Source organism: Streptomyces violaceusniger Tu 4113 (genome assembly GCF_000147815.2).
Lineage (GTDB): Bacteria > Actinomycetota > Actinomycetes > Streptomycetales > Streptomycetaceae > Streptomyces > Streptomyces violaceusniger_A.
Genome location: NC_015957.1, coordinates 3,139,741 through 3,151,883 on the forward strand (window position 1 = coordinate 3,139,741; position 12,143 = coordinate 3,151,883).

Sequence of the window (12,143 nt, forward strand, 5' to 3'; positions counted from 1 at the left end):
GCTGAACACGGTGGAGAGCGACGGACGGCGAGTATGGCGACGACAGTGATGGACGACGTGGAGTCCGGCGAGGCGCGGGACGGCGTGCGGACCGGGACGGGGGGCAGTCGCGCCTTCGCCCTTCTGCTCGTGATCACCGGTGCGCTGGGGCTTCTCGCGGCCTGGGTCATCACGATCGACAAGAACAAGATCCTCGAGTACAAGGCCGACGGTAAGGTCTTCACGCCCGGCTGCAGCCTCAACCCCGTCGTCTCCTGCGGCAACATCATGGAGAGCGACCAGGCGCAGGCGTTCGGCTTCCCGAACCCGATGCTCGGCCTGGTCGCCTACGGCATCGTGATCTGTGTGGGCATCTCCCTGCTGACCGGGGCACGCTTCCCGCGCTGGTACTGGCTGACCTTCAACGCGGGCACGCTCTTCGGCGTCGGCTTCGTGACCTGGCTGCAGTACGAGTCGCTGTACGTCATCGGCTCGCTGTGCCTGTGGTGCTGCCTCGCCTGGGTCGCCACCATCGTGATGTTCTGCTACGTCACCGGCCACAACCTCAAGCACGGATACCTTCCCGCGCCCGACGGCCTGCGGCGCGGGCTCATGGAGTTCCACTGGGTGGTCCCGGTGATGTGGATCGGGGTCATCGGAATGCTGATCCTGACCCGCTGGTGGGACTTCTGGACGGGCGCTCAGGGCTGAAGCCCGTGCCTTCCGAACGCTGAGCCCGGCGGCGTTGTCGGAGGGTTGGCATAGGCTTCCCGTCGTGGAGCCAGACCTGTTCACCGCCGCCGCAGAGGACCGCCAGGAGAAGGACCCGGCCAGCAGCCCGCTGGCCGTGCGGATGCGTCCGCGCACCCTCGACGAGGTCGTGGGCCAGCAGCATCTGCTGCGCCCCGGATCGCCGCTGCGCCGGCTCGTGGGCGAGGGTGGCGGGGGTCCGGCCGGGCCATCGTCGGTGATCCTCTGGGGCCCGCCGGGGATCGGCAAGACGACGCTGGCGTATGTGGTCAGCCAGGCCACCCAGAAGCGCTTCGTCGAGCTGTCGGCCATCACCGCGGGGGTCAAGGAGGTCCGGGCCGTCATCGACGGCGCGCGCCGCTCCTCCGGCGCGTACGGGCGGGACACCGTCCTCTTCCTCGACGAGATCCACCGCTTCAGCAAGGCCCAGCAGGACTCGCTGCTGCCCGCCGTGGAGAACCGCTGGGTGACGCTGATCGCGGCCACCACCGAGAATCCGTACTTCTCCGTGATCTCCCCGCTGCTGTCCCGCTCGCTGCTGCTCACCCTGGAGTCGCTGACCGACGACGATCTGCGCGGGCTGCTGCGGCGCGCGCTCACCGACGAGCGCGGGCTCGGCGGAGCGGTCACCCTCCCCGAGGACGCCGAAGCGCATCTGCTGCGCATAGCGGGCGGCGACGCCCGGCGGGCGCTCACCGCGCTGGAGGCGGGCGCCGGGGCGGCCCTGGACAAGGGCGAGGCCGAGGTCACCCTCACCTCGCTGGAGGAGGCGGTCGACCGGGCCGCGGTGAAGTACGACCGCGCGGGCGACCAGCACTACGACGTGGCCAGCGCCCTCATCAAGTCCATCCGCGGCTCGGATGTGGACGCGGCGCTGCACTATCTGGCCCGGATGATCGAGGCGGGGGAGGACCCGCGGTTCATCGCCCGCCGGCTGATGATCTCGGCGAGCGAGGACATCGGCCTCGCCGATCCGACCGCCCTGCCCCCCGCCGTGGCCGCGGCGCAGGCGGTCGCCCTGATCGGCTTCCCGGAGGCGGCGCTCACCCTGAGCCATGCCACGATCGCCCTGGCGCTCGCGCCCAAGTCCAACGCCGCGACCACGGCGATCGGCGCGGCGCTGGCGGATGTGCGGGCGGGCCTGGCCGGGCCGGTGCCGCCGCATCTGCGTGATGGCCACTACCAGGGCGCCAAGAAGCTCGGCCACGCACAGGGCTATCTCTATCCGCACGATCTGCCGGGCGGGATCGCGGCGCAGCAGTACGCGCCGGACACGATCCACGGCAAGCGGTATTACGAGCCCACGCGGTACGGCGCCGAGGCGCGGTACGCGGATGTGGTGGAGCGGGTGCGGGCGCGGCTGCGGGGCGACCGGCCGCCGTCCGCCGACGGTCCGGCCCCGGCCTCGTCGTAGCGGCCCGGCCTGCGGCCGCCGCGCCCGCGCCGATCACCCCACTCGCAGGCTCAGCTCGTCGCCGCGTCGAACAGGGCGTGCATCGCGTACCGCAGCTCGGTCACGTTCCGCACCGGCTCGGGGAAGTCGAAGCGCGCGTCGAACGGCCGGTCCGCCTCGTCCGTGAAGCGCACCCGCAGACCGAAGCGGTCCAGCGCCACGGGGGTGGCCGCGCCCCGGGTGCAGACCACGTCGGAGCGGTCGCCGAGCAGTGCGCACAGCCCGCGCACCTGCTCGCTGTGGGCGGCGTGCAGATGCTGGAGCAGATCGGCCTCGTGCCGCACGAGCGGATCGGGGCCGGCGGTCGTGAAGTCGTCCGGCTCGACGCCGTCCGCACCCCACAGGTCGTCCACGCACGCCTCGCCGACCTCCAGCCGCAGCAGCGTCCAGGCGGCTCTCCCGGCGGGCCCCACTCCGGTGGCCGGCCCACCGGACCGCCGGGGCCGCGGCGCCTGGTCGAGGCCGAGCAGTTCGCCCACCGGATGCCGCTCGGCCAGCAGCGCCGCCGCGGCGCGCGTGCGCTCGCCGCAGGGGATGGGGGTGAGCCAGCCGGCCACCCAGGCGCGACCGCGGATCCGCTGGGGCATCGCGACGGGGGCGACGTCGGTGATCTCCATCACGCAGGTCAGTTCGTCGTCCTGGGCGTGTGCGGCGGCCCGGGCGGGAGGGGAGCCGCTGGGGACCAGCAGCAGCACATCTCCGTCCGGGGCGACCGTCCGGGCGGCCGGACAGTCGGCCCCCAGGTCAGCCAGGGCCTCGATTCCGGGAATCGTCAACGAAGCCGTAGCCTTGGATTCAACGAGAGTACGTACGCGCTCTGCCGGCGACGGCCGCAGGGCGTCTTCCTTGGGACGCGGCTGACCCTCCTCGGGGCTCTGACCAGTGCTGGGCAGGGGGATCCCAGGTCGAAACATGCGTTCTCCTCGGCTAAGGTAAGGCTCACCTAACTTACATGGAGGTTCGTTCCCCGTGAACCAGTCGCGTCCCAAGGTCAAGAAGTCGCGGGCGCTGGGCATTGCTCTGACCCCGAAGGCCGTCAAGTACTTCGAGGCCCGCCCGTACCCGCCGGGCGAGCACGGCCGTGGCCGCAAGCAGACCAGTGACTACAAGGTCCGGCTGCTGGAGAAGCAGCGCCTGCGCGCCCAGTACGACATCAGCGAGCGCCAGATGGCCCGTGCCTACGACCGCGCTCGGAAGGCCGGAGGCAAGACGGGCGAGGCTCTGGTCATCGAGCTCGAGCGCCGTCTGGACGCGCTCGTCCTGCGGTCGGGCATCGCCCGCACCATCTACCAGTCCCGCCAGATGGTCACCCACGGCCACATCGAGGTCAACGGCCGTAAGGTCGACAAGCCGTCCTTCCGGGTCCGCCCGGACGACGTGGTGATGGTCCGCGAGCGCAGCCGCGACAAGCACCCCTTCCAGGTGGCGCGCGAGGGTGGTTACGCCCCCGACGGCGAGACCCCGCGCTACCTCCAGGTCAACCTCATGGCGCTCGCCTTCCGCCTCGACCGGGACCCCAACCGCAAGGAGATTCCGGTCATCTGCGACGAGCAGCTCGTCGTCGAGTACTACGCCCGCTGATTCAGCGGAGCGCACAGTACCCAGCCAAGCCCGCGGGTTCCCCTCGACGCCGGTCGACGGGGAACCCGCGGGCTTTTCCGATGGCGGACCCGGGAGCGCGCCCGGCGGCCGTTATCCGTTTCGGGTGCGCGTCCGTGGCGCGATAAGGTCGATACCTGCCGCCCGCGCCCGGATACCGCCCGAGAGCGGCGGGCGACGAACGACCCGAACGACGAGCGATCACGACGAGCACGACCAACACGACCAACGACGACGAGCGGCGACAGGGAGCGGTGCGACGTGTCCGGTGGAGAGGTGGCCGGGATCCTCGTGGCCGTCTTCTGGGCGATCCTGGTGTCCTTCCTCGCCCTGGCGCTGGTGAGGCTGGCCCAGACGCTCAAGGCGGCCACCAGGCTGCTGGCGGAGGTCACCGATCAGGCGGTCCCGCTGCTCAGCGAGGCGTCCGCGACCGTGCGCGAGGCCAACACCCAGCTCGCCCGGGTGGATTCCATCGCCTCCGACGTCCAGGAGGTCACCTCCAACGCCTCCGCGCTCTCCTCGACCGTCTCCACCGCCTTCGGCGGTCCGCTGGTCAAGGTGGCCGCGTTCGGCTACGGCGTCCGGCGGGCGATCGGCCGCAAGGGGCGGGCGGCGGACGAGCCCGCGCCCGCGCGCACCGTCGTCATCGGCAAGACCCTGCCGTCCGCCCGCTGGGGCGGCCGTCGCAACCGTGGATCGAAGGGCTGACAGACCGGATGTTCCGCCGCACATTCTGGTTCACCACCGGCGTCGCCGCCGGAGTGTGGGCCACCACCAAGGTCAACCGCAAGCTCAACCAGCTCACCCCGGAGAGTCTGGCGGCGAAGGCCGCCGACCGCGCGGTGCTGGCGGGCCGGCGGATCAAGGTCTTCGCCCTCGACGTACGGGACGGCATGGCCGACCGCGAGGCCGCGCTCAAGGACGCGCTCGGGCTCTCGGCGCCACCGCCGGACGACCGTAAGCAGCTCCCGGCCCAGCGGGGCCGGGCCCAGCTCAACCACACCACTCCCCACAAGCTCCACAAAGCCGGAAATGAGGACCACTGATGGAGTCGGCTGAAATCCGCCGCCGCTGGCTGCGCTTCTTCGAGGAGCGCGGGCACACCGTCGTGCCGTCGGCGTCGCTCATCGCGGACGACCCGACGCTGCTGCTGGTCCCCGCGGGCATGGTCCCCTTCAAGCCGTACTTCCTCGGCGAGGTCAAGCCGCCCTTCGACCGGGCCGTCAGCGTGCAGAAGTGCGTGCGCACCCCGGACATCGAAGAGGTCGGCAAGACCACCCGCCACGGCACCTTCTTCCAGATGTGCGGGAACTTCTCGTTCGGCGACTACTTCAAGGAAGGCGCCATCACCTACGCCTGGGAGCTGCTGACCAGCTCGCAGGAGGAGGGCGGCTACGGCCTCGACCCCGAGCGGCTGTGGATCACCGTCTACGAGCAGGACGACGAGGCCGAGCGCATCTGGCGCGAGGTGATCGGCGTCCCCGCCGAGCGTATCCAGCGCCTGGGCATGGGCCCGAACTACTGGTCCATGGGCGTCCCCGGCCCCTGCGGTCCCTGCTCCGAGATCAACTACGACCGTGGTCCGGAGTTCGGCGAGGAGGGCGGCCCGGCCGTCAACGACGAGCGCTACGTGGAGATCTGGAACCTGGTCTTCATGCAGTACGAGCGCGGTGCGGGCGAGGGCAAGGAGAACTTCCCGATCCTCGGCGAGCTGCCCAGCAAGAACATCGACACCGGCCTCGGCCTCGAGCGCCTCGCGATGATCCTGCAGGGCGTGCGGAACATGTACGAGACCGACACCCTGCGCGTCGTCATGGACAAGGCCACCGAGCTGACCGGGGTCGCCTACGGCGCCGCCCATGAGTCCGACGTCTCGCTGCGCGTGGTCGCCGACCATATGCGCACCTCCGTCATGCTCATCGGCGACGGCGTCACCCCCGGCAACGAGGGCCGCGGCTATGTGCTGCGCCGCATCATGCGCCGCGCCATCCGCAACATGCGCATCCTCGGCGCCACCGAGCCGGTCGTCGGCGAGCTGGTCGACGTCGTCCTCAAGACGATGGGCCAGCAGTACCCGGAGCTGCTGACCGACCGCAAGCGCATCGAGACCGTCGCCCTCGCCGAGGAGTCGGCCTTCCTCAAGACGCTCAAGGCCGGCACCAACATCCTCGACACCGCCGTCACCGACACCAAGGCCGCCGGTGGCAGCGTGCTCGCCGGCGACAAGGCGTTCCTGCTCCACGACACCTGGGGCTTCCCGATCGACCTCACCCTCGAGATGGCCGCCGAACAGGGCCTCTCGGTGGACGAGGCGGGCTTCCGCCGGCTGATGAAGGAGCAGCGGGAGCGCGCCAAGGCCGACGCCAAGGCCAAGAAGACCGGCCACGCCGACCTGTCCGCCTACCGCGAGGTGGCCGACAGCTCCGGCCTGACCGAGTTCACCGGCTACAGCCACACCGAGGGCGAGTCCACCATCGTCGGCCTGCTGGTCGACGGGGTGTCCTCGCCCGCCGCCGGCGAGGGCGACGAGGTCGAGGTCGTCCTGGACCGCACCCCGTTCTACGCCGAGGGCGGCGGCCAGCTCGCCGACACCGGCCGGATCACGCTGGACACCGGCGCCGTGGTGGAGGTCCGGGACGTCCAGCAGCCGGTGCCCGGCGTCAGCGTGCACAAGGGCGTCGTCCAGGTCGGCGAGGTGACGGTCGGCGCCGGTGTCCACGCCCGGATCGACATCACGCGCCGCCGCGCCATCGCCCGCGCCCACAGCGCCACCCACCTCACCCACCAGGCGCTGCGCGATGCGCTGGGCCCCACCGCCGCCCAGGCCGGTTCGGAGAACTCGCCCGGCCGCTTCCGCTTCGACTTCGGCTCGCCGGCCGCCGTGCCCGGCGGGGTCCTCATGGACGTCGAGCAGAAGATCAACGAAGTGCTCTCGCGGGAACTCGACGTCTCCGCCGAGGTGATGAGCATGGACGAGGCCAAGAAGCAGGGCGCCATCGCGGAGTTCGGCGAGAAGTACGGCGACCGGGTGCGCGTGGTGACCATCGGCGACTTCTCCAAGGAGCTGTGCGGTGGCACGCATGTGCACAACACCGCTCAGCTCGGTCTGGTGAAGCTGCTCGGCGAATCCTCCATCGGCTCCGGTGTGCGCCGGGTCGAGGCCCTGGTGGGCGTCGACGCCTACAACTTCCTCGCCCGTGAGCACACCGTCGTCTCCCAGCTCACCGACTTGGTCAAGGGCCGCCCCGAGGAGCTCCCGGAGAAGATCTCCGGCATGCTGGGCAAGCTCAAGGAGGCCGAGAAGGAGATCGAGCGGTTCCGCGCCGAGAAAGTGCTGCAGGCCGCCGCCGGTCTCGCCCAGGGCGCCAAGGACGTCCGGGGCACGGCCCTGGTCGCCGCCAAGGTGCCGGACGGCACCTCCGCCGACGATCTGCGCAAGCTGGTCCTGGACGTGCGCGGGCGCATCCCGGGCGACCGCCCCGCCGTAGTCGCCCTCTTCACCGTGGCGGGCGGCCGTCCGCTCACCGTGATCGCCACCAATGAGGCCGCCCGTGAGCGCGGTCTCAAGGCCGGTGACCTGGTCCGCACCGCCGCCAAGACACTCGGCGGCGGAGGCGGCGGCAAGCCGGACGTGGCCCAGGGCGGCGGCCAGAACCCGGACGCCGTCGGCGAGGCCATCGAGGCCGTCGAGCGGCTTGTCACGGAATCGGGCCGTTAGTCGTGCGACGCGGCAGGCGGATCGCCATCGACGTCGGGGACGCCCGGATCGGGGTCGCCTCGTGCGACCCCGACGGGATCCTCGCCACACCTGTGGAGACCGTGCCGGGACGCGACATCCCGGCCGCCCACAAGCGGCTCGCGGCGCTCGTCGAGGAGTACGAACCGCTCGAAGTGGTGGTCGGCCTGCCGCGCTCGCTCAGCGGGCGCGAGGGGCCGGCCGCGGCCAAAGTGCGCACCTTCGCGCGCGAGTTGGCGCGGCGGGTCGCCCCGGTGCCGGTACGGCTCGTCGACGAGCGTATGACCACTGTCACAGCGTCCCAGGGGCTGCGTGCCTCCGGGGTGACGTCGAAGAAGGGCCGCTCGGTGGTTGACCAGGCAGCCGCCGTGGTGATCCTGCAGAGCGCGCTGGAGACCGAGCGGGTCTCGGGCCGGGCCCCCGGAGAAGCCGTCGAAGTGGTCATCTGATCGCGGTACGGTAACGTTCCGCGCGACATGGCCGCCGCCACCCGTGCCACGCACACGCCGGGCGGTGACCACCTCCGTCGCTAGGGGATCGATGACTGAGTACGGCCGGGGACCAGGCTCCCAACCGTGGCCTCCCGAGGATCCGCTGTACGGGGACGGAGAGTGGAACGGCCACCCCACGGCGGCCGGTCAGGATCCCTACGCGCAGGCCCCCTACGCGCAGGCCCCCTACGCTCAGGATCAGTACGCTCAGGATCAGTACGCGCAGGACCCCTATGCGCAGGACGTCTACCGACAGGATCCGTACGGTCAGGGCTCCTACGGGCAGGACGCGTACGCCCAGGATCCCTACGGGCACCAGCAGTATCCGCACGGATATCAGCAGGATCCCCAGCAGCAGCACCAGCAGCATCAGCAGCCCCAGTGGGACGGCCAGGACGGTGGCTACCCGCATCAGCGGCACCCGCAGGAGTACCCCGGCCAGGGTGTTCCCTATCCGCCCCAGGACGGCTCGTACGGGGGCATGGATCCGCAGGATCCCTACGGGGGCCAGGGCGCTTCCTACCCGGCCCAGGACGCCTATCAGGGACAACAGCAGTCAGCGCAGGCCCCCTCGGGGCCCCAGGGCCCTCATGCGCCCCCGCAGACACAGCAGATGCCCACGGTGTCCGCGGAGCACCAGGTGCCGCGTCAGCGTGAGGCTCCCGAGGAGCCGTTTGCCCGGGCGGACGGCGAGGACGACCACCCGTTCTTCACGGACGGCGGCGGCCGGGGCCTGGACGACGCGGCGGACGATGACGATGACGACGACGAGGCCGGCGCGCGCGGCGGCAAGAAGGGCAAGGGCAAGCCCAAGAAGCGCCGCAGCGGCGTGGCGTGCCTCTTTGTCACCGTCGTCCTGGTGGGCGCCGTCGGCGGAGGCGGCTACTACGCCTACGACTTCTGGCAGACCCGCTTCGGCCCCGCACCCGACTACTCCGGTGACGGCACCGGCCAGATCGAGGTGGACGTTCCCTCCGGCTCCGGCAATGCCGAGATCGGCTCGATCCTCGCCGACAAGGGCGTGGTCAAGAGCAGTGGCGCCTTTGTCAAGGCGGTGGAGGACAGCGGCAAGTTCGTCCAGCCGGGCACGTACAGCCTGCGCAAGGAGATGTCCGGCGCGGCGGCGGTCAAGCTGATGCTCGACCCCACCAGCAGCAACGCCCTGATCGTCACCGAGGGCATGCGCGACGCCGCGATCTACACGGCGATCGACAAGAAGATCGGCGTCAAGGCGGGTACCACCGCGGACATCGCCAAGAAGGAGGCGAAGAACCTCGGGCTGCCTTCCTGGGCCGACGACAACAGCAAGATCAAGGATCCGCTGGAAGGGTTCCTCTACCCGTCCCGCTACAGCGTGGGCAAGGGCGCCAAGCCCGCTGACGTGCTGCGCAAGATGGTCGCCGAGGCCAACCGCAACTACGGCAGCCAGGACCTGGAGGGCAAGGCGAAGGAGCTGGGCCTCAAGTCCCCGCTCCAGCTCATCAGCGTGGCCAGCCTGGTCCAGGCGGAGGGCGTCACCCACGACGACTTCCGGAAGATGGCCGAGGTCGTCTACAACCGGCTCAAGCCCGCGAATCCGGAGACCTACGGCAAGCTGGAATTCGACTCCACGTACAACTACATCAAGAATCAGAGCAAGCTGGATATCCCGATCAGCGAGATCAAGGGATACGACAATCCGTACAACACCTACTTCTACAAGGGGCTCCCGCCGGGCCCGATCGGCAATCCGGGTGCGGACGCGCTGAAGGCGTCGCTGAACCCGACCTCCGACGGGTGGTACTACTTTGTCGCGGTAGGCGGGAAGAGCCAGTTCTCCAAGACCTACGCGGATCACCAGAAGTGGGTCGACAAGTTCAATAAGCAGCGCACGAACAACGGCTGAGGAAAGATGTCGGAAAACCGCAGGGCAGCGGTGCTCGGTTCGCCGATCGCCCACTCCCTGTCACCGGTGCTGCACCGCGCGGCGTACCGGGAGCTGGGCCTGAGCGGCTGGACGTACGACCGCTTCGAGGTGGACGAGACCGCGTTGCCGGACTTCTTCAAGCACCTCGGCGAGGACGGGGGACCGGCCTGGGCCGGGCTGTCCCTGACCATGCCGCTCAAGCGCGCCGTCATCCCGCTGCTGGACGAGATCACCGACACCGCGGCATCGGTGGAGGCCGTCAATACGGTCGTCTTCACCGACGACGGCCGCAGGCTCGGGGACAACACCGATATCCCGGGCATGCTGGCGGCGCTGCGGGAGCGCGGTGTCGGGCGCGTGGCGCGCGCCGCCGTGCTGGGCGCCGGTGCCACCGCCTCCTCGGCGCTGGCCGCGCTCTCCCGGATCTGCGACGGCGAGGTCACCGCATACGTCCGCAGCGAGGCCCGCGCCGCCGAGATGCGGCAGTGGGGCGAGCGGCTGGGCGTCGCGGTGCGCACGGCGGACTGGGGCGACGCGGCCGAGGCGCTCGACGCGCCCCTGGTGATCGCCACGACCCCCGCGGGCACCACCGACGCGCTCGCCGCGTCCGTACCGGACCGCCCCGGCGCGCTCTTCGACGTCCTCTACGAGCCCTGGCCGACCCCGCTCGCCGCCGCCTGGGCGGCGCGCGGCGGCTCGGTCGTCGGCGGCCTGGACCTCCTGGTCCACCAGGCGGTGCTCCAGGTCGAGCAGATGACGGGCCGCGCCCCCGCGCCGCTGGCCGCGATGCGCGAGGCGCTGGCGTCGCGCTGACCCGCCTCATGGGCTCCTCGGCGGCCCCCGACCGGCCGGGCGCGACCGTCCCCCGACCCGTCCCCGGCCCGCCGCGACCGTCCACCCCATGGACCATGCACCGATGAGACTCCCGGGTCGTGGGAGGATCGGAGGTGCGGGCCGGAGTCGCGCGGACCGGGTCGCGCCGCAAGACGTCGAGGCACGCGCATGAGGGAGCACCGTTGAGCAGGTTGCGCTGGCTGACCGCGGGGGAGTCGCACGGCCCCGCACTCGTGGCGACGCTGGAGGGGCTGCCCGCCGGGGTGCCGATCACCACCGACATGGTGGCGGACGCCCTGGCCCGACGGCGGCTCGGCTATGGCCGCGGTGCCCGGATGAAGTTCGAGCGCGACGAGGTCACCTTCCTCGGCGGCGTACGGCACGGACTGACCCTCGGCTCCCCGGTCGCGATCATGGTCGGCAACACGGAGTGGCCGAAGTGGGAGCAGGTCATGGCCGCCGACCCGGTGGACCCCGAGATCCTCGAGGGACTCGCCCGTAACGCCCCGCTCACCCGCCCCCGCCCCGGCCACGCGGACCTGGCCGGTATGCAGAAGTACGGTTTCGACGAGGCCCGGCCGATCCTGGAGCGCGCCAGCGCCCGCGAGACCGCCGCCCGGGTGGCGCTGGGCACCGTCGCCCGCTCCTACCTCAAGGAGACGGCCGGGATCGAGATCGTCTCGCATGTCGTGGAGCTGGCCGCCGCGAAGGCGCCGTACGGCGTCTACCCCAAGCCCTCCGACGTCGAGAAGCTGGACGCCGACCCGGTGCGCTGCCTGGACGCCGACGCGAGCAAGGCGATGGTGGCCGAGATCGACCAGGCCCACAAGGACGGCGACACCCTCGGCGGCGTCGTCGAGGTGCTCGCGTACGGCGTGCCGGTGGGCCTCGGCTCCCATGTGCACTGGGACCGCCGGCTCGACGCACGGCTGGCCGGCGCGCTCATGGGCATCCAGGCCATCAAGGGCGTCGAGGTCGGCGACGGCTTCGACCTGGCGCGGGTGCCCGGCTCCAAGGCCCATGACGAGATCGTCTCCACGGACGAGGGCATCCGGCGCTCCTCGGGCCGCTCCGGCGGCACCGAGGGCGGGCTGACCACCGGCGAGCTGTTGCGCGTGCGGGCCGCGATGAAGCCGATCGCGACCGTGCCGAAGGCGCTGGCCACCATCGATGTGACCACCGGCGAGCCGACCAAGGCCCACCACCAGCGCTCCGACGTCTGTGCCGTCCCGGCGGCCGGGATCGTCGCCGAGGCGATGGTCGCGCTGGTCCTGGCGGACGCGGTCGCCGAGAAGTTCGGCGGCGACTCGGTCACCGAGACGCGGCGTAATGTGCGGGGCTTCCTCGAGAACCTGGCCATTCGGTGAGCGACGCACGCGAGGCCGCCGGGCGGCA

The 12,143-nt window shown here is 71.1% G+C and carries 11 protein-coding genes; 10 read left to right on the forward strand and 1 reads right to left on the reverse strand.

Features of this window, described 5'->3' with window-relative positions:
- The first annotated feature begins 33 nt into the window (after positions 1-33).
- Both STRVI_RS13685 and STRVI_RS13690 read left to right on the forward strand, forming a co-directional pair.
- Positions 34-690 (forward strand): vitamin K epoxide reductase family protein, encoded by a 657-nt coding sequence (locus tag STRVI_RS13685; RefSeq protein ID WP_043235867.1) that lies wholly within the window; start codon positions 34-36, stop codon positions 688-690.
- A gap of 64 nt (positions 691-754) precedes the next feature.
- The gene (locus STRVI_RS13690; protein ID WP_014056243.1) at positions 755-2,143 is read left to right on the forward strand and encodes a replication-associated recombination protein A; all 1,389 of its coding nucleotides are present in this window, start codon (positions 755-757) and stop codon (positions 2,141-2,143) included.
- Between the two features lie 50 nt (positions 2,144-2,193).
- Here STRVI_RS13690 and STRVI_RS13695 read toward each other — a convergent pair whose 3' ends face one another.
- Positions 2,194-3,096, reverse strand: coding sequence for a DUF2470 domain-containing protein (locus STRVI_RS13695; RefSeq protein WP_014056244.1), 903 nt, complete (start codon positions 3,094-3,096; stop codon positions 2,194-2,196).
- Between the two features lie 55 nt (positions 3,097-3,151).
- Here STRVI_RS13695 and rpsD point away from each other — a divergent pair, with 55 nt between their 5' ends.
- From rpsD to aroC, 8 genes are all read left to right on the forward strand, one after another.
- Positions 3,152-3,763: a 30S ribosomal protein S4 gene (gene rpsD, locus STRVI_RS13700; RefSeq protein ID WP_014056245.1), complete on the forward strand. Its 612-nt coding sequence runs from the start codon at positions 3,152-3,154 to the stop codon at positions 3,761-3,763.
- A gap of 279 nt (positions 3,764-4,042) precedes the next feature.
- Positions 4,043-4,489, forward strand: coding sequence for a DUF948 domain-containing protein (locus STRVI_RS13705; protein WP_014056246.1), 447 nt, complete (start codon positions 4,043-4,045; stop codon positions 4,487-4,489).
- Between the two features lie 8 nt (positions 4,490-4,497).
- Positions 4,498-4,827: a DUF6167 family protein gene (locus STRVI_RS13710; protein ID WP_014056247.1), complete on the forward strand. Its 330-nt coding sequence runs from the start codon at positions 4,498-4,500 to the stop codon at positions 4,825-4,827.
- Positions 4,827-7,499, forward strand: a complete 2,673-nt coding sequence (gene alaS / locus STRVI_RS13715) for an alanine--tRNA ligase (protein ID WP_014056248.1) — start codon at positions 4,827-4,829, stop codon at positions 7,497-7,499. The genes STRVI_RS13710 and alaS overlap by 1 nt, the downstream gene beginning before the upstream one ends.
- Positions 7,500-7,501: 2 nt before the next feature.
- Positions 7,502-7,966: a Holliday junction resolvase RuvX gene (gene ruvX / locus STRVI_RS13720; protein ID WP_014056249.1), complete on the forward strand. Its 465-nt coding sequence runs from the start codon at positions 7,502-7,504 to the stop codon at positions 7,964-7,966.
- Positions 7,967-8,057: 91 nt separating this feature from the next.
- Complete coding sequence (mltG, locus tag STRVI_RS13725) at positions 8,058-9,893, forward strand: endolytic transglycosylase MltG (RefSeq protein WP_014056250.1); 1,836 nt, start codon at positions 8,058-8,060, stop codon at positions 9,891-9,893.
- Positions 9,894-9,899: 6 nt separating this feature from the next.
- Positions 9,900-10,727: a shikimate dehydrogenase gene (locus STRVI_RS13730; RefSeq protein ID WP_014056251.1), complete on the forward strand. Its 828-nt coding sequence runs from the start codon at positions 9,900-9,902 to the stop codon at positions 10,725-10,727.
- Between the two features lie 203 nt (positions 10,728-10,930).
- The gene (aroC, locus tag STRVI_RS13735; RefSeq protein ID WP_043235872.1) at positions 10,931-12,115 is read left to right on the forward strand and encodes a chorismate synthase; all 1,185 of its coding nucleotides are present in this window, start codon (positions 10,931-10,933) and stop codon (positions 12,113-12,115) included.
- Positions 12,116-12,143: the final 28 nt, after the last annotated feature.